The sequence below is a fragment of the Aquabacterium sp. genome (genome assembly GCF_029946005.1).
Taxonomy (GTDB): Bacteria; Pseudomonadota; Gammaproteobacteria; order Burkholderiales; family Burkholderiaceae_C; genus Aquabacterium.
The window spans coordinates 148,325-172,906 of record NZ_JAQSDR010000033.1; the positions used below are offsets into that span (position 1 = coordinate 148,325).

21 protein-coding genes and 1 pseudogene are annotated in these 24,582 nt (G+C 61.7%); 10 read left to right on the forward strand and 12 right to left on the reverse strand.

All coding sequences use genetic code 11. The features are described from left to right. Positions 1-5: 5 nt before the first annotated feature. A complete protein-coding gene (locus tag PSV38_RS16675) occupies positions 6-1,430 on the reverse strand; it encodes a bifunctional serine/threonine-protein kinase/universal stress protein (RefSeq protein ID WP_300549371.1) in 1,425 nt (474 codons plus the stop codon). Further along, a complete protein-coding gene (locus PSV38_RS16680) occupies positions 1,420-2,163 on the reverse strand; it encodes a metallophosphoesterase family protein (RefSeq protein ID WP_300549373.1) in 744 nt (247 codons plus the stop codon). Before PSV38_RS16680 ends, PSV38_RS16675 begins: the two co-directional genes overlap by 11 nt. Positions 2,164-2,285: 122 nt before the next feature. On the opposite strand from PSV38_RS16680, the gene PSV38_RS16685 reads away from it, so the two are divergent. Next, positions 2,286-5,189: an ATP-binding protein gene (locus tag PSV38_RS16685; RefSeq protein ID WP_300549376.1), complete on the forward strand. Its 2,904-nt coding sequence runs from the start codon at positions 2,286-2,288 to the stop codon at positions 5,187-5,189. Positions 5,190-5,265: 76 nt separating this feature from the next. Beyond that, positions 5,266-5,553: an H-NS histone family protein gene (locus tag PSV38_RS16690; RefSeq protein ID WP_300549377.1), complete on the forward strand. Its 288-nt coding sequence runs from the start codon at positions 5,266-5,268 to the stop codon at positions 5,551-5,553. 321 nt (positions 5,554-5,874) lie between these two features. Here the strand turns inward: PSV38_RS16690 and PSV38_RS16695 are convergent, their stop codons facing one another. Further along, positions 5,875-6,243 (reverse strand): hypothetical protein, encoded by a 369-nt coding sequence (locus tag PSV38_RS16695; RefSeq protein WP_300549378.1) that lies wholly within the window; start codon positions 6,241-6,243, stop codon positions 5,875-5,877. A gap of 145 nt (positions 6,244-6,388) precedes the next feature. Between PSV38_RS16695 and PSV38_RS16700 the strand changes: the two genes are divergently transcribed. Continuing rightward, a complete protein-coding gene (locus PSV38_RS16700; protein ID WP_300549380.1) occupies positions 6,389-7,033 on the forward strand; it encodes a porin family protein in 645 nt (214 codons plus the stop codon). A gap of 5 nt (positions 7,034-7,038) precedes the next feature. Here the strand turns inward: PSV38_RS16700 and PSV38_RS16705 are convergent, their stop codons facing one another. Both PSV38_RS16705 and PSV38_RS16710 read right to left on the reverse strand, forming a co-directional pair. After that, on the reverse strand, positions 7,039-8,154 hold the full coding sequence (locus PSV38_RS16705; protein ID WP_300549382.1) for an acyl-CoA desaturase: 1,116 nt from the start codon (positions 8,152-8,154) through the stop codon (positions 7,039-7,041). Between the two features lie 16 nt (positions 8,155-8,170). Then, positions 8,171-9,274 (reverse strand): ferredoxin reductase, encoded by a 1,104-nt coding sequence (locus PSV38_RS16710; protein ID WP_300549384.1) that lies wholly within the window; start codon positions 9,272-9,274, stop codon positions 8,171-8,173. 119 nt (positions 9,275-9,393) lie between these two features. Here PSV38_RS16710 and fabR point away from each other — a divergent pair, with 119 nt between their 5' ends. Beyond that, positions 9,394-10,074, forward strand: a complete 681-nt coding sequence (gene fabR, locus PSV38_RS16715; protein ID WP_300549386.1) for an HTH-type transcriptional repressor FabR — start codon at positions 9,394-9,396, stop codon at positions 10,072-10,074. A gap of 14 nt (positions 10,075-10,088) precedes the next feature. On the opposite strand, the gene PSV38_RS16720 is transcribed toward fabR, so the two are convergent. After that, on the reverse strand, positions 10,089-10,808 hold the full coding sequence (locus PSV38_RS16720) for a mobilization protein (protein ID WP_300549388.1): 720 nt from the start codon (positions 10,806-10,808) through the stop codon (positions 10,089-10,091). A gap of 191 nt (positions 10,809-10,999) precedes the next feature. Between PSV38_RS16720 and PSV38_RS16725 the strand changes: the two genes are divergently transcribed. Both PSV38_RS16725 and PSV38_RS16730 read left to right on the forward strand, forming a co-directional pair. Then, positions 11,000-13,420 (forward strand): catalase, encoded by a 2,421-nt coding sequence (locus PSV38_RS16725; RefSeq protein WP_300549390.1) that lies wholly within the window; start codon positions 11,000-11,002, stop codon positions 13,418-13,420. A 37-nt stretch (positions 13,421-13,457) separates the two neighbouring features. After that, entirely contained in the window at positions 13,458-14,603 is a 1,146-nt protein-coding gene (locus PSV38_RS16730) for an acyltransferase (protein ID WP_300549392.1), read from the forward strand. Here PSV38_RS16730 and PSV38_RS16735 read toward each other — a convergent pair. Further along, positions 14,600-14,800, reverse strand: coding sequence for a hypothetical protein (locus tag PSV38_RS16735; RefSeq protein ID WP_300549394.1), 201 nt, complete (start codon positions 14,798-14,800; stop codon positions 14,600-14,602). The two genes, PSV38_RS16730 and PSV38_RS16735, sit on opposite strands and share 4 nt — an antisense overlap. A gap of 231 nt (positions 14,801-15,031) precedes the next feature. Between PSV38_RS16735 and PSV38_RS16740 the strand changes: the two genes are divergently transcribed. Further along, entirely contained in the window at positions 15,032-15,232 is a 201-nt protein-coding gene (locus PSV38_RS16740) for a 2TM domain-containing protein (protein WP_300549396.1), read from the forward strand. A gap of 34 nt (positions 15,233-15,266) precedes the next feature. On the opposite strand, the gene PSV38_RS16745 is transcribed toward PSV38_RS16740, so the two are convergent. Next, positions 15,267-15,548 (reverse strand): hypothetical protein, encoded by a 282-nt coding sequence (locus tag PSV38_RS16745; RefSeq protein ID WP_300549398.1) that lies wholly within the window; start codon positions 15,546-15,548, stop codon positions 15,267-15,269. A gap of 290 nt (positions 15,549-15,838) precedes the next feature. On the opposite strand from PSV38_RS16745, the gene PSV38_RS16750 reads away from it, so the two are divergent. Together PSV38_RS16750 and PSV38_RS16755 are read left to right on the forward strand one after the other, a co-directional pair. Further along, the gene (locus PSV38_RS16750) at positions 15,839-18,073 is read left to right on the forward strand and encodes an ATP-binding protein (RefSeq protein WP_300549400.1); all 2,235 of its coding nucleotides are present in this window, start codon (positions 15,839-15,841) and stop codon (positions 18,071-18,073) included. 173 nt (positions 18,074-18,246) lie between these two features. Further along, positions 18,247-18,372 (forward strand): annotated as a pseudogene (locus tag PSV38_RS16755) (ISAs1 family transposase); the annotation flags it as partial. 243 nt (positions 18,373-18,615) lie between these two features. Here the strand turns inward: PSV38_RS16755 and PSV38_RS16760 are convergent. From PSV38_RS16760 to PSV38_RS16770, 3 genes are all read right to left on the reverse strand, one after another. Then, positions 18,616-19,749 carry a hypothetical protein gene (locus tag PSV38_RS16760; protein WP_300549402.1) on the reverse strand — a complete coding sequence of 378 codons (1,134 nt, stop codon included), beginning with the start codon at positions 19,747-19,749 and terminating at the stop codon, positions 18,616-18,618. 288 nt (positions 19,750-20,037) lie between these two features. Continuing rightward, on the reverse strand, positions 20,038-21,456 hold the full coding sequence (locus tag PSV38_RS16765; protein ID WP_300549404.1) for a cellulose binding domain-containing protein: 1,419 nt from the start codon (positions 21,454-21,456) through the stop codon (positions 20,038-20,040). Between the two features lie 75 nt (positions 21,457-21,531). Further along, positions 21,532-22,815, reverse strand: a complete 1,284-nt coding sequence (locus PSV38_RS16770; protein WP_300549405.1) for a serine hydrolase — start codon at positions 22,813-22,815, stop codon at positions 21,532-21,534. Between the two features lie 127 nt (positions 22,816-22,942). On the opposite strand from PSV38_RS16770, the gene PSV38_RS16775 reads away from it, so the two are divergent. Continuing rightward, positions 22,943-23,569: a PEP-CTERM sorting domain-containing protein gene (locus tag PSV38_RS16775; RefSeq protein WP_300549406.1), complete on the forward strand. Its 627-nt coding sequence runs from the start codon at positions 22,943-22,945 to the stop codon at positions 23,567-23,569. A gap of 44 nt (positions 23,570-23,613) precedes the next feature. Here the strand turns inward: PSV38_RS16775 and PSV38_RS16780 are convergent, their stop codons facing one another. After that, complete coding sequence (locus PSV38_RS16780) at positions 23,614-24,270, reverse strand: hypothetical protein (RefSeq protein ID WP_300549408.1); 657 nt, start codon at positions 24,268-24,270, stop codon at positions 23,614-23,616. Positions 24,271-24,582 lie beyond the last annotated feature (312 nt).

The window sequence follows — 24,582 nt, forward strand, 5'->3', positions numbered from 1 at the left end:
GAAGGCTAAAAAGGCAAGACCCGCACCACGGTGACCGAGCATTCCGCCTCGGCCACCACCTGGGCCGACACACTGCCCAGGTAGCGCCGCAAGGCCGAGTTGCCGCGCGCGCCCATCACGATGTGGTCGACCTGGTTGCGCGTGGCGAACTCCACGATGGCCGCCGCCGTGTCGGGCGCCTCCAGCACATGGAAGGTCAAACGCTGGTCTTCCATTTTCAGAGATTGCTGCAGCGGCCTGGCCCAATGCTTGATGGCCACCAGTTGCTGCACGTGCAGGCTGTTGCCTGCGTCATCGGTCAGCTTGTCCATGCCAACCCGGTTGGTCTTCATGATGCTGACGCAAGCCAGCCGGGCCTTGGGTTCGATCTGCAGGATGCGGCCCACGGTGGTCAGCAGCTTCTGCTGCAGTTCCAGCGGGCTGGACTTCAAGCCAATGGCCACCATGATGATGGGGCTGCGGTCGATCTGCGATGTGGCGGTGATGTCGCCTTTGGGCTCTGCGCCCATGGCCTTGAACCAGCGGCCGAAGGTGGTGATGGGCCCGGCCTTGATCAGCTTCGCGGCGCGGCCTGTCAAGGCCACCTGGTCGGGGTTCTGAAGATCAAACGCCAATTGCGCGGCGGTCTGATAACGGCTGTCGGGGTCGACCTCCAGGCAGTGCAGCACCACCTCCTGGAACCAGGCCGGCAGGTCTGGGCGAGAGGCTCTGGGCGGCATGGGCTCCGTGTACAGGCGCTTGCGCAAGCCCACCACCGTGGTGGGCTGGCCAAAGGGCCGCTCGCCAGTGGCCAGGTGGTACATCATCACGCCCAGCGCGAACAGGTCGCTGCGCGGGTCGGTGCGCACAAACTGCACTTGCTCGGGTGACATGTAGGGCGCGGTGCCCATCGGCAAGGTGAACTCTTCTTCCAGCAGATCGGGCAACTGGTCGTGGCGCGACAAGCCAAAGTCCACCAGCACCGCCTCGCCAGATTCGCGGAACATGATGTTGCTGGGTTTGATGTCCAGGTGCACCACGTGCTGGGAGTGCAGGGCGTGCAAAGCCTGCGCCACGCTGGCGCCGAGGCGGGCGATCTCGTCCACGGGCAAGGGCGCTTGCAGCAGCCGCGGCCGCAAGGTGTCGCCGCCAATGCGTTCCATGACGATGTAGGGCTGCTTGGTGAAGTCTCCCCGCGCCACGAAGCGGGGCACATGAGGGCCGCTCAAGCGCGGCATGATCATCCGCTCCACCTCGAAGCCCACGATGGTGGCGGGGTCCTCACCACCCTTGATGCGGGGCACCTTCATGATCAGGGGCACATCGGCAGGCTCGCCGTTCAGGGCGGTCACCGACCACAAGTGCGCCATGCCACCCTGGTGCAGGCGCTCGTCCAACCGGAAGCCATCGATGACCTGACCGGCTTCGAGCCGAGTCGATTCAGTGCCCATGCTTCAGCCTTTCGGCATGGTGGGTCGGCAAGCCCGCTGCGATGATGCGCCGGGCGGCTTCCTCGTGGTCATAAGGCACGCGGTGAAAGGTCAAGGTTTCGCTGTCGGTGTCGAACAGGGCGTAGCAAGCGGCAGGGTTCCCATCTCGGGGTTGCCCCACCGAACCGGGGATGGCCAGCCAGCGGCGCGCTGGGGACAACTCGATCGGCACGCCCGCCACGGGGTTGAATTCGCCCGATTTGCCAGCGCCGGTCAGGTGGTACAGACAGGGTTGGTGCATGTGCCCGCAAAACACGAAACGCTGATCGGTGGCGCACAAACTGCGGGTGGCCTCCAGCCGACCATGGATGTAGCCCCAATTGACGGGATCGTGCGCATTGGCATGCGTGAGCAGGCAAGGGCCCACGGTGGCCGTCAATGGCAAACAGGTCAGAAAAACGTGTTGATCAGGGCTCAGCTGTCGGCGCGTCCACTCCAACGAGGGCATCACATGGCCCGCCAGGTCGGCGCTGCCGTGACCATCGATGGCGTCATCGTGGTTGCCCCGCACAGCGATGGCCCCTTGCCTGACTTGGTCTCGCACAAAGTCAACGGCCCAGACTGGATCGGCGCCATAGTCGACGTAGTCGCCCAGCAATACCAATTGGTCAATGCCTTCTTCCTGGGCATGGGCCCACACGGCCTCCGTGGCCTGGCGATTGGCGTGTAAGTCTGACAACAGCGCTAGCTTCATGGCAAAGAGTCTAGACCGGATAGACCTTAAGGGTCTTCCCCACTCACATTTGCGGCAACCAAAGCGTGTGATGTACCAGAATGGCATGCAGAGATGGCGTTCAGCCGGAAAGCCAAATCAAGATGAGCTTGAGCCTTTCGAGTCGGGTGTTGTTGCAGGTAGGGCTGCTGATGGCGGTCGGGACTGGCTTGACGACCGCCCTCATCTACCGGGACACCGTGCAGGATGTGCGCGCATTGACCGCCAAGAACCTGCAAGAAGTTTTAGCCGCACGCGCAGAACTGGATGCCCAACCTTTTGAGGTGGCGCAGGACAACATACTGCGTTTGCGCGACGCCTGGCTGGAACGCCTGCGTGCCATGGGCGACGCCGACCCGCAGGCCGAGTTCAACGCCTGGTTTGCGAGAGACAGAGATGGCGTGACGCGCATCCGCCCTGAGCGCGACGACCACCACCGATTGCCCAGCATGGGCCTGTTGGTCGGGGTCGAACACGATGCTTTGCTGCGCCGTCAGGTGATGAGCGCCTTCGATTTACTGCGCGAATGGGGCCCGTTGATGACCGAGCGCTATTACTCGGCCTACATCGCGTTGCAGGGCAAGGGCATCATCATGTATTCGCCCAGCGTGAACTGGGGGCGGCTGGTGGACAAGGACACCACCGATGTGGATGAGCCGTCCGTGCGGCGGGCCTCGCTAGGCCTCAATCCAAAACGCTCCACCACCTGGACGGACTTGTACTTTGACGACAAGGCCCGCACCTGGATGGTCTCGGCAGTCGCGCCCATTGATGTGGCCGGTCAATGGGTCGGCTTGGCTAGCCAGGATGTCTCCATAGACGCCCTGATTGCCCGCACCATTCAGCAAGACACCCCAGGGGTTTACAGCCTGATCCTCACGGAGAAGGGGGAGCTCATTGCGCACCCGCACTTGATGGACAAAATCAGGGCGTCTAAAGGCGAACTCAAACTCAATGCCTTGCAAGACCCGGTGTTGGCCGAGATTTACAAGCAGGTGAAGCACGCGGGCCACTCACCTCTGGTGAGAGAAACCAGCGACCATGCCCTGGTGCTGGGCATCGCCCACATTGCCGGACCCAACTGGTACTCGGTCACCGTGTACCCGCGCCAGGTGGTGGACCAACTGGCCACCAACGCGGCCCGCAACGTGGTGTTGCTCGGCGCTTTGGCGCTGCTGGCCGAGTTGCTGTTGTTGGCTTGGATCGTGCAGCGTCAGATCAACCGGCCTTTGCGGCACCTGCAAATGGCCACCGATGCCATCGAGGCCGGTGATGCCCCGCGCATGCTCTCAAAGCGGCGCGACGATGAGCTGGGTCAGCTGTCCGAAAGTTTCAATCGCATGGCGTTGGCGGTGCGTGCCCAAGTCAAGTCGCTGAAAGAGAAAGAGTCCTACCTGCGCCTGCTGATCGATACCCTGGCCGAGGGCATGGTGGTGCGCGAGCGCGACCTCAAGTTGCTTGACTTCAACGATTCGGCCCTGGCACTGTATGGCGTGACCCGCGAGCAGGCCACGGCCGTGACAGCCACGGGTGACCCGGTCCGTTATGGCATCCGGCAGTTCAGGCCCGATGGCAGCGAGTACGCTCCTCATGAATTGCCCTTTCAGCGCATGATGGAAAGCCGTCAGCCGGTGCGTGGCGAGTTGATAAGGATCCTGCGCAGCGATGGCACCAGCATCTGGGGCTCAGTGAACGTGTCGCCGCTCTTCCGCGAGGGTGAGGCCGCGCCTTACGCGGGCATGACGGTGATCAACGACGTCACGCGTTACATCATGGCCGAGCAGGAGTTGCGCGCGGCCAATGATGAACTTGAGCGGCGCGTGCAATTGCGCACCAACGAGCTGCAGCATGCCAAGGACGAAGCCGAGCACGCCAGTCGCGCCAAGACCGAATTCCTCTCTGGCATGAGCCACGAGTTGCGCACGCCCCTGAATGCCATCCTGGGCTTTGCCCAATTGCTGAGCCTGGCCAAACCCCCGCTGAGCGATGCCGATCTGCACAAGGTTCGCCAGATTGAAGCGGCTGGCTGGCACCTGCTGGAGTTGATCAACGAAGTGTTGGACCTGGCCAGCATCGAGGCGGGCGCGGTGGGCACCTCCATGGAGTCCCTGGACCTGGGCCTGGTGATTGAAGAGACGCTGGAGATGGTCGGCCCGGTGGCCGTGGAGCGCAATGTGGTGCTGCTCAACCGCAGCACACCCGGCCAGACCCACTGGGTGCTGGCCGACCGCAAGCGGCTCAAGCAGGTACTGAGCAATCTGTTGTCCAACGGGGTCAAGTACAACCGCTACCAGGGCACGGTGACGGTCACGGTGGAGCCGGGTGAGTCAGGGCAGGTCGTTCTGGTCGTGAGCGACACCGGCCGTGGGCTGACGCCGCAGCAGCTGGAGCGCCTGTTTCAGCCTTTCACGCGGTTCGAAACCGAGGGTGAGGTCATCCAGGGCACGGGCATTGGCCTGGTGATCACGCGTCGGCTGGTTGAGTTGATGGGGGGGCAATTGACGGTGGAATCCGCGCCCGGTCAAGGGTCGATGTTCCGAGTCCACCTCAAAGCGGCCACGCCGCCAGCCGGTGTGGCGGAGAAGCTGGCCGTGGCCGATGGCAATTCCCTTGCACTGCCAGGGGTGAAAGCCGAGAGCCGGTTGCTCTATGTCGAGGATAATCCGTCCAACGTGGAATTGTTCGTCGGGGTGATGGCCCTGCAGGCCGGTTACCGGGTCGAGGTGGCCACGGATGGTTTGCAAGGTTTGGCAATGGCTCGCGCCAACCCTCCTGATCTGGCGGTAATCGACATCAATTTACCGGGCATTGACGGGATAGAGTTGTGCCGCCGTTTGAAGGGTGACCCGGCCACGCGGCACATTCCACTCATCGCGCTGAGCGCCAACGCCATGCCCAGTGATGTGGCCAAGGCCCAGCGCGCCGGGTTTGATGTCTACCTCACCAAACCACTGAACGTGGTTCAGTTATTTTCTGAAATTGACCGCATGTTGAATCTGCGTGAATAATTACCCTGATTGATTTTCCATTCAATGTTTGAATACCAACATAACACCCTAGACCTGATGCCATTTTGAAAAAACCATGTTGACCGCAGAACAAGAAGCAGTACTGCGTTCGATCAGGAAACTCCTCGATTTTTGGCAAATATCGCCTGATGAATTGGGCATCGAAGAGCTTGAGACGATCGTTCGCAAAGTAGAGCCACCGGCGGCGCCGGCGGGGCCCAAATACCAGCATCCGCGCACAGGTGACACTTGGAATGGTGAAGGCTCCCAACCCCCCTGGATTCGCGAAGCCCTGACCAAAGAGGGTTACACCGTGGACGAGTTGCGACTCGTCACCGCGCCCACGCCCGAACAGGTTTCCTGACCACGGGAACGTGCCTTGCTGGGCTGAAGCTCAGCAACACATGTTTGAAGGACGCGATCATGACCACTTCCGTCAGCGTGGGCCACGGCCCCGGCACGCCTCGCAACGAGGGGACTGCCCAAGACAGGGGGACACCAGTGCCCGACTCAAACCTCACCGAGATCGATGCCACGCAGGAAAGTGGGCACAAGAAGCCTGGGTCACCACGCCCGGATTCCGACAAAGAAACGTTGCTGCCTGGCGCCAAATCCGGTCCCGCACCACCTCTTTGAGGCGATCCGCCGCAGTGATTGGCAAGCCTTGCAGTAAACCCTGCAAGGTTCAGCCGCCAGCCTTGTCGAGGCGTTTGAGGGCCCATTCGTTGCCGACCTCGTCCCGGATGGCGGTCAGTACTTCGCGCATGACGGCTTTAGGAACCAACGAGCCGAACCGTTCATTCAACGCCTGGTCGGCCAGGACAGGTTCGTCGTCACCCCACAGATAGTCGTCATCATTTTCGCTGTGCGGCACGGCATCGCGTGGGTCTTCCAGGTGCGTGGCAAACCATCGCCACAGCGCCGCTTTCTGGAGCTCGGCATGCGCTTGTTGAATCCATTGCTCATCAGGCTCGAAGCGTGACGCCGTGACGTTCCCTGCCTCTGGGGGCAGGTCTACTGGGCCGTTCGGCCAAAGGCGGTCAGTGACACTCATGGGAGTCTCCGGTTGGGGGCATGACCGACTCCAGCAAACGAGATACCGCTCGGCGCGTTGAACTGTGTCAGCTCTGAATGCTGCGCCAACGAAGGCACGAGGTTTGCCATGTGATGGTGCATTCCATCATTACAGGAGAACACGCATGAGAAAAACGTCCGCTAACCACGTCAAATTCAAGCTTGCCACTGCATCGACTGCCGCGTTGCTGTCGATCGCCATGGCGGCACCCGCAATGGCGCAAAGCCAAGGCCCCGACAGCGGCCCCACGGCAAGTGAGTTGCGCCATTCCTGGTTGCCTTACACCACCTCTGGCTATGTGGGTGCCAGCATTGGCCGGGGCGAACTGAACACATCGTGTGTGGCTGGTTTGAGCTGTGAAGATCCGGACACCTCCGGCAAAATCTACACGGGTGGCATGTTCAACCCTTACCTGGGCATTGAGCTGGGCTACATCCAGTGGGGTGATGCTGACCGCAATGGCGGTCAGCAAAAAGCCCGCGGTGTCAATGCCATGCTGACGGGCTTCGTGCCCTTGGGCCCCATGTTCACCCTGGTGGGCAAGGTCGGTGCCACCTATGGCTTCACCAAGAGCCAGCCCGTGGTGGGCCTGGTGGCACCTTCAGGTTCCGAGGATGCTTTTGGGCTGGCCTACGGCGCAGGCTTGAGCTTTGACTTCACGCGCAACTGGAGTGCCACGCTGGATTGGGAGCGCCACGATCTGAAGTTCGCGGGCGATGGCCGCAAGGATGTGGACTTGACTACCGTGGGCCTGAAGTACCGCTTCTGATCACGTCAGGACTGGTCCATGGCCAGTTCGCCCGTGGGCACGGCGGCTTTGGGCCGACTGGGCAGGGAGTGGCGCAGGATGCGCCAAATTACCTGGCCAAACTGACGGGCGAACGAGCCCGTGTTGTAGTGCTGACCATAGCGCGCGCAGATGCTTTGCACCTCAGGCGCCATCTCCGCGTAGCGGTTGGCTGGCAGGTCGGGGAACAGGTGGTGTTCGATCTGGAAGCTGAGGTTGCCCGACATCAAGTTCAGTAGGCGCCCGCCTTTGAGGTTGGACGATCCCTTGATCTGACGCGCGTACCAGTGGCCCCGTGTTTCGTTCTTCACGATGCTGCGCGGGAAGGTCTCCACATCGGTGGTGAAGTGGCCGCAGAAGATGATGCTGTAGGTCCACACATTGCGCATGCCATTGGCGATTAGATTGCCCAGCAGCACCGGCAAATAGAAGGGGCCTGCCAGCAGCGGAAAGATCACGTAGTCCTTGACCAGTTGGTAGCGCATTTTCTTGCCCACGGGCTTGAACTGTTCGCCCAGTTGTTTGCCGCTCATCTTGCCCATGAAGTAGCGGCCCAGGCGCAGGTCCTGGATGGCCACGCCCCACTGAAACAGCAACGCGAAGATGATGGCGATCAGCGGCTGAAACAGGAAGAAGGGGCTCCACTTTTGCTCGGGGAACAGGCGCAGCAGGCCGTAGCCAATGTCGTCGTCCATGCCGTGCACATTGGTGTAGGTGTGGTGGCGGAAGTTGTGGGTCTTGCGCCAGCTGTCGGCCGTGCCAACGATGTCCCACTCATAGGTCTTGCCGGTCAAGCTGGGGTCGCCCATCCAGTCGTACTGACCGTGCATGACGTTGTGGCCCACTTCCATGTTCTCGATGATCTTGGACAGGCCCAGCATCAAGGTGCCCAGCACAAAAGCCGGAGGGAACAGCCCGGCCATCAGCACCAGGCGGCCACCGGCTTCCAGGTAGTTGACGGCCTTGACGACGCGGCGAATGTAGCGCGCATCGCGCTCGCCCAGGTCGGCCACGGTGCGGGCGCGCAGGGCATCGATCTCGGCACCGAAGTGCTTCAATTCTTCGTCGTTCAGGGGGCGGCTCAGGGATTTGGATGAAGTCATGCTGGATCAGGGTTCTTCAAAGGTCGAGCGTGAGGTCGGTGCAGGCGCGGCTGATGCACAAGCGCAAGGCCGTGGTGGGGATGTCTTCCTTGTCACCGGTGTGCAGGTTCTGGGTGACGCCGGTTTGCTTGCCGCACGCGCAGGTGTTGCAGATGCCCATGCGGCAACCTGAAGGCAGGCTCAGGCCCTGGGCTTCCAGGGCGGGCAGCAGGGCTTGCCCGGTGGGTACTTCGATCGTGCGGCCACTCAAGGCCAGGTTGATGCGCACTGTGCCGACGGCGTCGGTGGCCGCGAGGGGGGGCGGCGGCGTGAAGGCTTCGCCCAAGAATGAACGCGCGTGGCCCAGGCTCAGCGAGCGAGCGGTGTCCACGAAGCCAGCAGGGCCGCAGGCGTGAACACGGCGTTGGGCCAGGTCGGGCACCAGGGTGGCCAGCAATTCGGCGTTCAGGCGCTCGGCGAGTTCGCCATTCAAGCGCTGGGATTCCTGGGTCAGCACAAAGTGAACCTTGAAGTGTGGCTGCCGGACGGCCAGGGCGCGCAACTCGGCCACGAAGCACAGTTCTGCGCGGGTGCGGGCCCAGTAGACCAAGGTCAGGTCCTGCGTCAGGCCGACCTGATCGAGCGCGCGGGTCAGGCTCATCAAGGGCGTGATGCCACTGCCCGCCGCCAGGAACAGGCGTGGATCGGTTTGCTGGGCGCCGCCCTGGGGCAAGGTCATGTCGCCAAATGCTGGGCCGATTTCCAGGGCATCGCCCACCTGCGTTTGACGGCACAGGTGCTGGCTGAGCTTGCCGCCATCGACTTGTTTGATGGTGATGGACAGGCGCTTGCCCGAGCGCGAAAGGCGGGTAGGGCTGTAGCTGCGCGTGATTCGCCGACCATTGACCTCGGTGCTGACGTTGATGTGCTGCCCAGGCTGGATGGCCCCGCAATGGCGGTTGGCCTTCAGGTCCAGGGTGACGGTGCCCTGGGCTTCGATGCGCCGGGCCACCACGCGCGCCAGGGGGCGCTCCCAGGACCAGGCGGAGTTGAGGTGTCCGGCCCAGAAATCAAACACGGACGGTTTGACCAAGGGGCCCATCAGGCGGCTCAGGGCGGTGTCGTTGGAAGGGGCGATCAAGGGGTCTCCAAATGCAGACTTTGAGCGAATTGTAGTGAATTCTGAACGTTTGTCTATACGGTTGTATATTAATGTTGGGCGGTATAATCCCTCACTTTCACAAAAGCGCGTTGACCACCTTGGACACGTCCTTAGACCTTCGGGAAACCTTGCCAGGCGCGGCACCTGCTGTGCATGCCCTGGGACGCAAAGCCGTGATTTCCCGAGAGGACATCATCGCGGCCGCCTTGAAGCTGGTGGGCCCGCACCGCAGCGTGTCATCGCTCAGCTTGCGTGAAGTGGCCCGCGAGGCCGGCATCGCGCCCAACAGTTTTTACCGCCAGTTTCGCGACATGGACGAGCTGGCTGTGGCCTTGATCGACTTGGCAGGGCGCTCACTGCGCCAGATCATTGGCGAAGCCCGGCACCGTGCCACGGCCGAGCAAAGCGTAGTGGCCGGCTCCATCCATGCCTTCATGGATCAGCTTCGCGCGGACGACAAGTTGCTGCACATCTTGCTGTGCGAAGGCACGGTCGGCTCCGATGCCTACAAGGAAGCGGTCGAGCGCGAACTTCATTTTTTTGAAGAGGAGTTGCGGCTTGACCTGATCCGCCTGGCAGCCGCCAACCAGACCGGTCTGTTCGAGCCCGCCCTGACCGCGAAAGCCATCACCCGACTGGTGTTCACCATGGGGGCCTCCGCCATGGACATGCCGCCTGACAAGCAGGAAGAGCTGACCGCTCAGCTGGTGACGATGGTGCGGATGATCGTGGTCGGCACCCAAAGCCTGGCGGCCATGCAGGTCAGGCCCACGGCCTGAGTCGCTTCACCAGTTCAGGCGTCGGCTTTGGCCAGTTCGCCATAGGCGTGTTGCAGCCAGGTCTTGAGCCGCTGCCGCTCCATCAGGCCCAGGCTGCTGGCATCGCCAGCATTTTTGGCCGCCCAGAAGCTCGCGTTGTTGGCATCGATTTTTTGCACCACGTTGTCGTGCAGGTGCTTGATGGCGACCACTTTGGCGCCCAGGCCCAAGGCGCGTTCAAGCTGCCCTGATTTTTCCAGCTGGCTGAAGTCATCACCGCGCAGCTGGTTCTGCACCAGCACGTAGTTCAGGCGTGAGCCGAAGCGGTCCAGCAGCCGGGTCAGCAGGTTGACCGAGTCGCGGCCCGAGTCCATCACGTGCCAGTAGGTGAGCTTGAAGCCGGATTCAACGGCCATGTCCAGCACGCCCGACTCTTCCATCCACTTCACCAAGGGTTCGTGCGTTTGCGCGGCCAGGTCCACCAGCACGCGTTGGCCTGGGTTCTCGATGGCGGTTTCGACGATGTGGTCCAGGGCCTCGTAGCGGTCGATCAGCACTGGCGATGCGAAGCCCGCATAAAAGCGCAGCAGGGCCCCGTGCGAGCGGTCGGTGTCAAAGCCGACGAAGGGCAACTGCTGGTCGATGAAATATTGGGCCAGCAGGCGCGAGACCATCGATTTGCCGACCCCACCTTTTTCGCCGCCGATCAAATGGATTCTGGACAGGGGCTGCGTGTGGTCGGGGGTGTCTTGCATGAGGTTTGCCAAAGATTGGTGCATGAGTGAATTTTTGCCCATGGTAAACCCGAACTTGCAGCAAGCTTTACGCCAAGCGGCTTTAAAGCGCCTGCCCAGTGAAGCAGAGGAGAGGGCACTCTGCACTGGCACCCCGATTGCCTCTTGATCTCTTGTTTTTGGCCCCCCCACTTTGACCAGGAAAGAGACCCATGGCAACGCGCAAGATCACTCCCCCCCAGATTGAGATGAATCTCGGCTCCACCCTCGCCACGGTGGCGGGCCCTTCCACGACCCCACCGCCCAAGGCCTCCAAAGCCACGGAACCGGTGCTGCCTGACCTGGTCAACAAGGTCAGCGCATCGGCCGAGCTGGCAGCGGCCGTGGTCTGGAACGAGAACAAGCCCGCCGAGCACGGTGAAGCGGCTGCCGAGCCGCCACAAGGCCAGTCCACCGCACCGAGCACCCCACTGGCCACCGCCAGCACCGTGAGCGAAAGTGCGGTGTCGGACAAGGTGGGCGCGGGCCAAGCACCTGCCGGGCACAACCCCACGGTGGGCTCGCTTGACCGCGTGCGCGTGGACTCGGGCGGCCAGGTGCTGACCACCAATCAGGGCGTGGCCATTGCCGACAACCAGAACTCGCTCAAGGTGGGTCTGCGCGGTCCGACCGCCATGGAAGACTTCATCCTGCGCGAGAAGCTCACCCACTTTGACCACGAGCGCATCCCCGAGCGCGTGGTGCATGCACGGGGTTCTGCCGCCCACGGCTACTTCGAGTGCTACAAACCCCTGGCGGCCGTCACCAAAGCCGCACCTTTCAAAGAGGCGGGCAAGCGCACGCCGGTGTTCGTGCGTTTTTCAACCGTGGCGGGTGAGCGCGGTTCGGCTGACACGGTGCGCGATGTGCGGGGCTTCGCCGTCAAGTTCTACACCGACGAAGGCAACTGGGACCTGGTGGGCAACAACATCCCGGTCTTCTTCATTCAAGACGCGATGAAGTTTCCCGACCTGGTCCACGCCGTCAAGCCTGAACCGCACCACGCCATGCCCCAGGCCTCGTCGGCGCACGACACCTTCTGGGATTTTGTGTCGCTGATGCCCGAATCCACCCACATGCTGATGTGGCAGATGTCTGACCGCGCCATCCCGCGAAGCTACCGGATGATGCAGGGCTTTGGCGTGCACACCTTCCGCCTGATCAACCAAGCGGGCGAGTCGGTGTTCTGCAAGTTTCACTGGAGCCCCGTGGCGGGCACCCATTCGCTGGACTGGGACGAGGCCGTCAAGATCGCTGGGGCCGATGCCGACTTTCACCGCCGTGACTTGTGGGAGGCCATCGAGGCCGGTGCCTTCCCCGAATGGGAGTTGGGCCTGCAGATTTTCACCGAGGACCAGGCCGAGAATTTTGACTTTGACGTGCTGGATCCCACCAAGCTCATCCCCGAAGAACTGATACCCATCACGCCCGTGGGCAAGATGGTGCTCAACCGCAACCCCGACAACTTCTTTGCAGAAACCGAGCAGGTGGCTTTTTGCACCGCGCACATCGTGCCGGGCATTGACTTCAGCAACGACCCGCTGCTGCAAGGCCGCATCCACTCCTACCTGGACACGCAGATCTCGCGGCTGGGCGGCGCCAACTTTCACGAGATCCCCATCAACGCGCCAGTCAACCAGGTGCACAACAACCAGCGCGACGGCATGCACCGCCAGGCCGTGCACCGAGGCCGCGTGGCCTACGAGCCCAACTCGCTGGGCGGCGGCTGCCCCTTCCAGGCAGGGCGCATGACGGGCTTCACCTCCTTCCCCGAGCGGGTGGCCGAGGACAAGGTGCGTGGCAAGCCCGAGAAGTTTGCCGAACATTACGCCCAGGCCACATTGTTCTGGAAGAGCCAGACGCCCATCGAGCAAGAGCACATCATCAAGGCTTACCGCTTCGAATTGACCCGCGTGCAAATCCAGGCCATCCGCGAACGGGTGGTGTCCATGCTGGCCAATGTCGATCCCGACCTGGCGCTGGGCGTGGCCACCGGCCTGGGCATTTTGGTGCCTGCGCCCATGCCCTTGGCCACGGACGAGCCCGCGCCCGTGTATGAACCGTCGCCCCCGCTGTCATTGATGGCCCGGCCAGGCGATGGCTCGATCAAGGCGCGCCGCGTGGCCCTGTTGGTGGCGGATGGCGTCGAGGCCGAATCCTTGAAATCCATCTACACCGCCCTGATCCAGGAAGGCGCTGTGCCCCGTTTCGTGGGGGTGAAATTGGGCGCCGTCGAGTCCATCGCCGGCACGCCGATCCACGTGGACATCACGCTCGAAGCTTCGCCAGCGGTGCTGTACGACGCCGTGGTCCTCCCTGATGGCGAAGCGGCCATCGCCTCGCTGGTCGGGGTGGGGCCGGCCCTGGAGTTTGTGCGTGACCAGTACCGCCATTGCAAGCCCATCCTGGTGCTGGGCGCAGGTGCCACTTTGCTGGAGGCGGCAGGGGCTTCGCCCGACCTGCCATGGGGTGAGCCCGATCCGGGCGTCATCGTGGGCACGGCAGCGGACGCGGTCACCACGGCCGCCATGTTCAAGGCGGCCATGGCCAAGCACCGGCACTTCCAGCGCTTCATGGACCCGCCGGAGGTCTGAGCTTTAAAATCCGTCCCTTTGGCTGGGGGCGGGCACGATGCGGCGGTTTGGCGGACTGGAAGGGCTCAGGGCCTGGCTGGCGTGGGCCGTGGTGTTCAGTCACCTCATGTCGTTCACCGGCTTCAGCCAGATGGCGCCCTGGCTGGCCAAACCTTTGGGGCAATTGGCGGACTGCGCGGTCATGGTGTTCACCATCCTCAGCGGCTTCGTCATCACCCACCTGCTGGTGGAGCGGCGCGAGCCTTATGCGCGTTACATCGTGCGCCGCTTTCTGCGCATCTATCCGGTCTACGCCGTGGCCTTGTTGGCTGGCATTGGCGGCACCTACCTGGCTTTTGACACCTTTCTGTCGCACCCTTGGGGTGAGATGACACCCGCCACGCAGCGCATGCTCCTGCAGTCTGAGAGCCTGGCCAGCGGCGATTTTCTGTGGCACCTGGCCGCGCACTTGTCGATGCTGCATGGCGCCATTTCCAGCCAAGTGCTGTACGAGTCGCAATACATGTTCCTGGGGCCGGCGTGGAGCCTGTCGCTGGAGTGGCAGTTCTACCTGGTGGCGCCCCTGATGGTGGCTTTGGCCATGCACCGCCTGGGGCAGTTCGCTTTGACAGCGGCGGCGATCTGGGCTTACGTGCTGTACACACGCGGTGTGTTTGGCGAGTTCATGCTGCCCAGCGTGCTGCCCGGGGCGGGGCTTTACTTTGGGGTGGGCATGGCCACGAGGTTTTTGCTCAAGGCCAACGCCTCCCTCTCTGCGTTTCCGCTGGCCTTGTTGATGCTGGGGGCGGGCTTGCTGATGAACGCCACGGGCACCACGCCGATCCTGGTCTGGGCGGCTTTTGTCTGCATGATGCTGCTGAATGACTCGGCCTCTGACCCGGTCAGCCAAGGCGCGCGGTGGACCTTTGCCCAGGTGTTCTCGTCACCGGTTTCGCGTTGGCTGGGCGACCGGTCGTACGCCACCTACCTGATTCACATGCCCATCGTGCAACTGGTGACCTGGGTGTGCGTGACGCAATTCGGGATGGGTTTGGCCCCCACGGCGGCGACGGTAGTGCTCGTGGTCGTGCCAAGCACCCTGGTGGCTTCTGCGCTACTGCACAGGTACGTGGAATTGCCGGCGATTCACTGGGGGCGGCGGCCTAACCGGCAGGCGCCGATGGCCGACCGCGCCGCGTACTAGATCTTTTTCGCTTCTTGCAAAAGCTCTTCCGCCAACGCCAGGCATTGCTTGGCGCTCAGCATGACCCAGGCCCCGGACTCGAGTTGGCCTTTGTTCTGCCCTTGGGTGAGGAAGCGCAGCCTGATGCCTTTGCCTGCCACGGGGGTTGAATCCCATCCGGCGATCGTTTCGGACGTAGGGCTTTTCTCTTGAGTCATGGGGCTTCCATCGGGAAGATGGCGGTTGGTTGCAAGTAGTCCATTGTCCTATTGGATCGGCCGGATTTTAAGTTTGCCGGGGCCCTGCAATCATGTGCTTACATCTTGCCCTTTGGGCGGGCGCCATGGCCGCCATGGCGCCACCAGTCAAGTCCGTGGCGGGCAAAGGCGAGACAGGCTGGTCCGCGAGGCTTAAAGTTCAGGCCTCAACATTGAACCTGGATCGCAGTCATGGCCCGTCACCGAAGTCTGTTGCAACTGAGTTTCGTCATCCACGCTGTGGTTTACGTCATCGTCGTGGTGGGCTTGTGGCGCATCAACCAGACCACCTCCGCCGAGCACGATTGGGCCAGCATTGTGGCCTGGGGCTGGGGGATTGGCTTGGCGGCGCACGGTACCGTCTGGCTCATGCTCCGCCCGAAATCCCGCTGAACCAGGGGCTGGTTCTTGGGGCGGCTCACAATCGTCACCTGGTCAATACTGAGCGTTCATGGCCAGCCAACAGCGTGCAGGCTGACATGCATTCTTGTTCAAAGTGCGTGTTCAGTTTGTGCTCCTTGACCACCTCGGCCATGCGTCGGCCCTCGCCGATCCAGCCGCCCGGAGAGTCGAGCACCAGCGTGTGAACGGTGCCAAGCTTGGAAAAAATCGCCTGCTCCAGCGCGTCTGCGGCCCCTTCGTTGACGCCTCCGGCAAACACCAACTGTTGGTGGTCGTTCACCATCGCGACCTGCCAATGTGCTGCCACGGCCGGCCCCCTGCTTGAAAGCCGACATGAATGCGCCGAAGGTGGACCATCCCCACACCAACAGGGCCATCGGCTCAAACGCCAGGACGGCCCTGGATAGGTAGCGCGCAGGCCCGCGCCAGCCCGTAGTCCCCTCGCAAGTGTTTGCCGAAATAATCCGACCGAACGGCGGCTTGGCTGTGTCGCCCGCGCATGATGCTCTCCCTGATATCGACAACTGATGGTCGTCAATGGTACCGTTGACTTCCTGCAAGTGCTGTCACAGTGGCCTGCCAATTCATAATCGCCGCATGCGAATTCGCTCTCATCTATTTCTGGTCGCGGCCGTGGCGCTGATCCCCGGGTTTCTGGCGGCGGCCATTGCCATCGAGAAGGTGCGTGAGGGCGAACGGCTGGCGGCACTCAAGGGTCTGCATGAAACCGTGAGGGCCACCTCTCTGATGGTGGATGGCGAGCTGCAGCGCGCGCTGGGATCCCTGACGGCGCTGGGTGCGTCCGAACACTTGCAAACGGGCAACCTGAGGGGGTTTTACGACCAGGCCCTGGCCATCAACCGAGCGCCGGATGTCTGGACCTTGCTGCTGGACGAGACAGGCACCCAGGTCCTCAACACCGTGGTGCCCTTTGGCACGCCGCCGCCGCCCGCGGCCGCCCGCCAGCGCGTGGCACAGGTGCTGGCCACCCAGCGACCCCTGGTGACGGACCTGATTGTGGGGCCGGTCACGGGCAAGTTGCTCACTACCGTCTACCTGCCGACCAAAGCATTCGGTGGTCGGCAATATGTGGTCGCGCAGGCCTTTTCGGTTGAGCACTGGAAAAAGGCTGTTCTGCAGACGGAAGTGCGGCGCGATTGGGTGGTGGCGGTCATTGACCATTCGGGCCGGTTCATCTCTCGCAGCAAAAACGCAGCCAATCTGCTCGGCAAGCAGGCCCGGCCCGAACTGGTGGCGGCTGCGGCGGCGTCGCACGATGGGCTGATCCGCCACAACACCCTCGAGGGGATCGAGTCCTATGACGCCTTCACCCATTCGGATCTGACAGGCTGGACCATCGCGGTGGCCGCTCCGGTTCAGTCCATCGAGGCCTCGGCCAGCCAGGCGGTCGCCTTGCTGACAGCGGGCGTGCTGCTGGCACTGGCGGGGGCCACCGCCACGTCATTGGTGCTGGCACACAAGTTCATTCTGGCCATGAACACGGCGTCCACAGCCGCCAGGCGCCTGGCCACCGATCAGCGCCAACTGAAGGTGGCGAGGACCTCCGTGCACGAAGTGAACGTGCTGAACGATGCGCTGGCCGAGGCCGGGCGTTTGCTGGAAGCCGATCGGCATGCCAAGGCGGAACTGGCGCAACAGAGGCTCCACCTGCTCGACATCGAGACGAGGGCCCGCGAAGAAGCGCAGGCCCAAAACGCGGCCAAGGACCAGTTCCTGGCTTTGCTGGGGCATGAGCTGAGAAACCCCCTCTCCGCCATCGCGGGCGCGACGGCCATCCTTGGTAAAAGCCAGGACCTTCAGCTCATTGACTCGAAGTACCTCGGCATGATTCAGCGGCAGAGCAAGCACCTGAGGCACATCGTCAATGATCTGCTGGACGTGAGCCGCATGCTGTCGGGCAAGATCGTGCTGGAACGCCAGCCCTTGAACCTGGCCGAATGCCTGCACCATTGCATTGAGGCCCTGCAGGCCACGGACCGTGGGGCAGGGCGCCGGTTTGTGGTCGAGGCCGAGGAGGTCTGGCTTGATGGCGACATTGTCCGGATCGAGCAGGTCTTGAGCAACTTGTTGACCAACGCCTTGAAATACTCGCCGGTCGACAAGGCACTTCACATTCGTGTCCAAGCATCCGGCACTTTGGCCGTCGTTGAAATCAGAGACTTTGGCATGGGCATGAGTCCGGCATTGTTGCCGCGCATCTTTGAGCCCTTCTTGCAGGGGCCGGCCCTCAGCGGGAACTTGCAAAGCGGCCTGGGGATCGGGCTGGCGCTGGTCAAGCAGCTGGTTGAACTTCATGATGGAGAAGTCAAGGTGCACAGCGACGGAGAAGGGCTGGGCAGCACTTTCACCGTGACCTGGCCCTTGATACCTTCGCCCCACCTTGCCCGAAGTGCCCTGAGCGACACCACGCGATCCGCTTGCAAGATTCTGCTGATTGAAGACAACGTGGATACCATGGAAGCCACCGCAGAGCTGTTGCGCTTTGCAGGACACCATGTGGTCGAAGCGCAGGATGGTGATCAGGGCCTGGCGATGGCCGCCACAAGCATGCCGGATGTGGTGGTGATGGACATCGGGCTGCCGCGCCGGGACGGCTACGAAATCGCCGCTGAACTGAAGCAGTCCGCGCAGCTGCGGCACATTCCGCTGATCGCTTTGACCGGTTATGGGCAGCAGCGACCCGGTGCCGGTTCTTCGAACTTTAGCGCATTCCTGGTCAAACCCGTCGATCCCGATCTGCTGTTGCAGGCCATTGATGATCAGCTGCAAAACAAGCCAGCCAAAGCCGGATCCCTTTCAGGGGCGGGGTAGCGCCAATCCAAGCAGTCTCGCAGGCTGAGCATGGACAAGCAGGCAATGGAAAACGCCTGTTGATGCGAACCAGTCGGGCCAACTGGTGCAAGTGCTAGGCAGCGATGTCAGCCTGGACCGCTCGCATTGAATGCACACGCGAGATTGTCAATGGCAAGAACAAAGGCCAATGCAGCTCCGAGCGGCGTTACTGCATCAGCAGCTTGCCTCTGAGCGCCAAGCAGTTCAACTTGGCGGTCCGGGCGCACTGGGCCATTGAGAATAGCTGCCACTGGGTGCTGGACATGACTTTCAAAGAAGAAAACCTACCTTGCAACAGTGCTCGGTATGCCGGAAAAATGACCGGCGGCTTCATGCGATTGCCCTGTTTGGAACCCACATCGGGAACAGCCTTTCTCCCGCGATTTACACACTGGCCATTCAGTCCGTGTACATGGGCCGCTATTGACGGTATTGAAAGTACTCCGCCTTCCTGGTCACGCAGGAGGACGGTCTACCCGTGTTCTGAGCTTTCAGCTGGCGAGCGGAAATCCGGGCCCTGATCAGGGCTTGGCCGTCAGCCGAACCACGGAGGTCGTGCCATTGGCTTCCCGCAGCGAAGCCAAGATGGAGCCTTGCGCATTGATCTGCCATGCAGCCGAGATGACGGCGCCCTGGGGCAGTTTCAGGCTCTTGGCTGTTACCCACGCCGTGAGGTCGGTGAACACGCCGTCCTTCCAGATGAAGCCCCGCTCCCGAAAGCCTTCAGGTGCGCTGGGCTGGGTGACGGTGCCCACCACCACTCCGTTGGCGTTGATGGTGATGCGAGACAGCTGATCACGGGGGTTGGGGGCCGCGATGCTTTGGGTCACGCCATTGCTGACGACAGCATAGATTGACTCAGACGTGCCGACCTTCTCCTTCCAGATCAGCACGTCGCCCGAGTCGGTCACGCCCAAAGGGCTTGAGAGCGTATCCGGCTCATTGTTCAGCACTTCAAAAGCCCCGGATTCACGCCATACCACCGCGCGCGACAGTCTGGCCCCGACCTCTTCGACTTTGCCAACCACGGCCCCCTCCCGATTGATGAACGAGGCAGAAGAACGGTCGAACTCGCTGCCCATCGGCAGAACCTCAGGGGCGGCGGCGCCTGGCGTCCAACGCAAGGCGCGTGTCCCCGTTGCGGAGGGGATGCCCTGATTGTCATAGTCAATGCCTGCCATGGCGCCGCTGTCGTTGACGGCATTGACAGCCCAATGCGCGCTGTTGCCGGGCGCCGGTACTTCCACAAACTGGCGCTTCGCGGTGTCGTAATAATGACCAGGTTTGGCTGACAGGATGAGGAAGATTTTGCTGCCGTCCGAGGACTGGTGACTGAAGGAGCCTGCTTGGGTGATCAGCTTGCTGGGGCTGACGGACGCGGCCGTGGACGCGGGCCAGCGCGAAACATAATTGGTGTAGGTGAACCCAGGATTCTGGCCCCAGCTGTACAAGGTAAAGCCCGACACGTAGCGTCCGGTCGCTGTGACGCGGTTTTGCGAGTCGATTTGTCCGGCGTTTCCATAGATGTCGTGCTTGCCCAGAAAAGGTTCGCTCAACTTGGTGAGGGCGTAGGAGGACTGCGCTTGCGCAGCACCCATGCAGCCTGTAAGGGCGAGGGCCAGGAGGGCCTCACGGGTTTTGAGTGTGGACGACATCAAGCTCACCTTTTTTTTGAATGGAATCAAAATGACACCCCCCTGAGACTCGCAGCAAGTGTGAGTCGCCGCATCCCCTGTTTATGGGATGGGTTGCCCAGGAGATGAAAAGCGGAGCCGATGTGGTTGAGTGTTGGTGCCAATGGCAGCCCTGAAACCCTGACTGACTCAAAAGCAAAAAAGCCCCAATCGACTTTCGTCGAAGGGGCAGAGTTCCAATCGGGTCCGTTTGTACTTACGCTGTACGGGATTCGAACCAGCCTGAGCAGAGCTTTTGCGGCAGGGCACTCACTGAGCCGTGGCGGTACAGGACTTGCCGCCGAGGCTGCCGGTCAGGCCAGTCACTGAAGGCGCCTTGCCGGACTTGGTGGTGCCGGACAGCGTGAACGAAACCGTTGACTGAGCCTTGACAGCATTGTTGCTGGTCGTCGGCGTGGCTGTGACGGACGCGCCGTTGAGCGTGATCCTGGCATTGCTGGCCACGAGCAAGGGGCGGTAACTGTACTGCCAGTTCACCGACCAATCGCTTTGCGTGGATGAGCTCTGGTTGCTCACGTTCACTTTGGCGGTGAAGAAGCCAAATCCTGTGTAGGTCACCTTGTAGGTCACGGCACATTCGCCGGCGGGCAGGTCAGGCACGGGTGTCAACAAGTAGTTTTGGTTGTAGATGTCTTGCGCAATCACCTGGCCTTTGTCATTGATGGCCACAGCCACCCGCAGCGCAACATTGCCCGGCAGGGAGACTTCTTGTGCCAGGTTGCGCATGCCTGCGCCGTTCGGGCCCGTGACAAAGGCCACCGGGTCTGCTGCATTGGCCACGGCGTAAGAAGATCCGACCACTTGACCTAGATTGTTCAAGCCCTTGGCCGAAGACTGGCCGCCCCCCAGATCACCCAGGTCTTTCATGGCCGCCCCGTTCGGCCCCGTCAGAAAGGCATGCTGGTTGGCTTGTCCCGGCACAAGTTGCGAGCTGCCGGCCACTTGTCCGCTGTCATTGACGCCTGCGGCCGAGCTGCCTTCGCCGCCCAAGGTCCCCAGGTCCTGGTAGCCTGTCGCGCTAGGCCCCGTGAGCCAGGCACGCGTATTTTGACGGTAAGTTGCAGGGTCAAGAGGACCAAACGCAACGTTGGCGATGATCTGGCCCGAATTGTTGATGCCTGCGGGTCGGACATCGTAGTCCTTAGTAGGCCTGATCCATTCCGTGACGCCGACGCCATGTGGGCCCGTGAAGAAGATCCGGTACCACAACATCTCCTTGGGGCTCATCCGATCGCCAGTGAGGCCAACGATCCGCCCATCCGAGCTGATGGCGTTGAAGGAGTTCGTTTCGCCGCCGGGCAAGAGCGCGATGCTGTTCAATGTCAGTGAGTTGGGGGGCGTGATGAAGACAAGGCCGTTGCTACCGGCAATGCCCGCCACCTCGCCTGCATCGTCAATGCCGACTGGGCCGAAAACCCTTCCCAGAGATTGGTAGCCCAAGCCATTGGGGCCGGTGACGAATCCCGTGGTTTCCCCGATGCCTTTCTGGCCAACCACCACGCCACTGTTGTTCAGGCCAGTCAGCTCGTAGTACGCCACGCTGCCGGGGCCTTCAGTGGGGTCCAGAATGGGGTGGACCAGCCACTTCGCGGCTTGTGCCACCCCGAGCTGAAATGTGCCCAGGGTTGCCAGCAAAGCCAGGCTGGCGATTTTGTTGCGACGATTCATTGTGAGCTCCCTTGGATGTGTTTATTCAAGAATACGTGCCTCCAGCCGGCGAGATGCAGGCCAGGGCGTGGGGCATTATTGATCCCGGGTGCGGACTTCCAAGGCAGGGTTTTCTAGCGCAGCGCCTGCATCATCGACCGCCTTCTGCACCGCCTTGAAGAATCCCTCTCGTGCCGCAGCGGCCACGGGGTCCCGCGCGCCGCCGGCCCAGTTGGCGTTGGTGACGATCACGAGCTTGCGCTTGGGATCGATGAAGACGCCCTGGCCGAAGATGCCGCGCGCCATGAAGCTGCCATCGGCAAACGTCCACCACTGGTAGCCGTAGCCGCGGCCTGGCTGGCCGATGCCCACGCGTGTGCTGGTGGCCTCGGCCAGCCAACCTTCGGGCACGATGCTCTGCCCATTGACACGGGCGCCGTTGGCGATGAACAAGCCAAAGCGGGCGTAGTCTCGCGCGGTGGCCTGGATGCAGCAGCCGCTCATCTCCTGTCCCGTCTTGCTCAGGATCCAGGTGGCTTGCTGCTCCATGCCCGCGGGCACCCAGATCTTTTCAGACAGGTAGGCGGCCAGCGGCTTCTTGGCCGCCTGGGTCAGCAAAATGCCGATCAGGTTGGTCTCGCCGGTGCTGTAGTGCCAGCGCGTGCCTGCGGGCGCTTCACGTGGCAGGCGGCGCATGTAGCTCACCAGCGCATTGACGCCGTCCTCCGGCTTGTGGTTGTTGAAACGCGCCACGTCCGAATTTGGGTCGGCATAGTCTTCGCTCCAGCGGACACCTGAGGTCATGGTCAGCAACTGCTGCACGCTGACATCGTCATACGCCGAGCCCTTCATCTCCGGGATGTAGTCGGTGACCTTGTCATCCATGCTTTTGATGAAGCCGTCGCGGATGGCGGCGCCCACCAGGGTGGACGTGACCGACTTGGCCACTGAGAAGCTGGTCCAGCGCCCGCGGGCATCGAAGCCCAGGCCATAGCGCTCAAGGCGCACCTTGCCGTCATGCAGCACGATGAGGGCTGCGCTGCGCTGGCCGACCATGAAGGCATCGACGTTCAGGGACAACTTCAGTGGCGGGCCTGGGGGCAGCGCCAGGGGAGTGATGCTGGCGGGTACCACATGTGATTTGGCGAGGACTGGCAGCCGGTCTAGCGCGCGGAAGCCGGCGTCGCGCTGGGCTTGGTTCCAGAAAAGGACGTTGGCATTGGTGGGGAAGGTTGCCAGCAGGGCGCGGGTTTCCTTGTCCAGAGAGAACCAGCCGGCGGTGGCGGCCATGGCAATGGCGGCCAGGGAGGTGACGGCGAATGTTTTGAGCTTCATTGAAGTGGGTGGCTTGGGCGTGCCGGAAAGAATGTAGCGCTTCATGGCCAAGGTCGTCCGAGGGTTTTTGCGCCATGCTCTTCGGGGGTTGGGTGAAGCTGGTGGGCGCTCTAGAATGACGTCCAACCCTTTGAAGCCCCGCTCGAAGGGCTCATATTCAGGAGGAACCCCTATGAAACTGTCATCGGCCATCATGGTCATCGTCGGCCTTGGCTCGACCCTGCTGGCACAAGCCGCCACCACGGCACCCACCGTTAACCTTGGGACCGTCGCCACCTTCACCACCTTCGTGGACAACGATGCCCGTAATTACGCGCAGCAATACGATCGCCAACTGACGTTTTCGCTGGCCAGCGATGCGACCGTGCGCATCGACATGCGCCAAGTGGGCAACACCCACTGGTTGGATCAATACGCCCACGGCCTGGCCGTCGGTAGCTTCACCTTGCTGAACTCAGGTCAGCAGCTTCTGGGCACTGCCAGCCTCGACCCGAGCTTCAACGGCAGCAAGGCCAGTTGCAACTCCGGTGGCCGGTGCAATGTAGAGTTTGCCCAAGGCTACACCTTGACCGGCCCGCTGGCCGCTGGCACCTACACCATGGAGCTCACAGGCAAATGGTTGAGCAGCAATGCTTCGCCGCTGAACTTTGGTGTGCTGGTGGTGGGTGCGGCAGACCAGGGCACCTACCTCAATGCCTTCACGCCAGCCACCAATCTGCCCGAGCCTGGCTCTTGGGTTTTGATGGCCCTGGGCTTCTGCGGTGTGGCGGCGGTCACGAAAGCGAAGCGCAAGGCCTGAGGAAACAGTGCGTGTTGGCACCAACACGCAGTGCTCACTGACGTTCAATAACCATTGAGAAACGCCTGAATGGTGTTTTCTACAGCATACAGGTATGAGTGCTTTCCGTCGGTTCTGGTGGACGGGGCAATGCCTTTGATGAAGCTGCGTTTTCCATTGATTTCAGCGTCGATGTAGACAATGAACACGGGGGCCTTGTTGGGGTTTTCTTCTGGCGTATAAAAGGCCTTCGTGTATTCATCGTCATCGCGGATGGCGTTGAATTGAGTTGCATTGACCGTCGTGGTCTTGAAGTCGGCATCGTAGTTCTGATTCGCGCCAACGATGGCCGCGCCAATGATGCCTCCGAGGCCTGCCCCCAGTGCACTCTTGCGGAACGATGATTGAGTATTCCAATAGGTCACGAAATGAAAGACCGTGACGTTGGGGGCCTGGCCGACGTCAGGGAATTTTTCAAGGAGTTTGTGTTGAAAAATTCTTTCAGCGGATGGGTCCAGTGACTGTGTGCTGAAGCGATACAGGCCGTAGGCATCGCTGGTGATCAGCGCACTGAACAGCTTTTGCTCGGACTCTTGCTTGGGCCTGGTGTCTGTCACAAGGATCGACTTGGATTTTTGCAAGTCTGCAATTTCATGCTTGTGAATCGGAGCGGCGCAACCTGTGAGAAACGCGGTAAAGACGATGGCAATGAGCAACTTCATGGAAGGCATTTTTATCAAGAGGACATTTAGAAAACGAGTTGAATGGATGCGTGCGAAACGGCATCAAGCAGGCGGCAATCAGTTGCAGTGCATCTTTGACCTCCCTGGTCATGCGTCGAGGCGCTCATCATGCCCTGACTGAAAGCCATGAACTTGGCCGGGGGCCAGACTCAATGCGCAGGCACATCGACTTCTTTGATCATGCTGTTTTTCGCTGTTGATTCAGGCGGCTCGATCTTGCGCAACCATGACTGAGCAAGAGCCTGTCAGAAATTTTGTGTGTGAGGCATAGCATGTCGATAAGGAGCATGA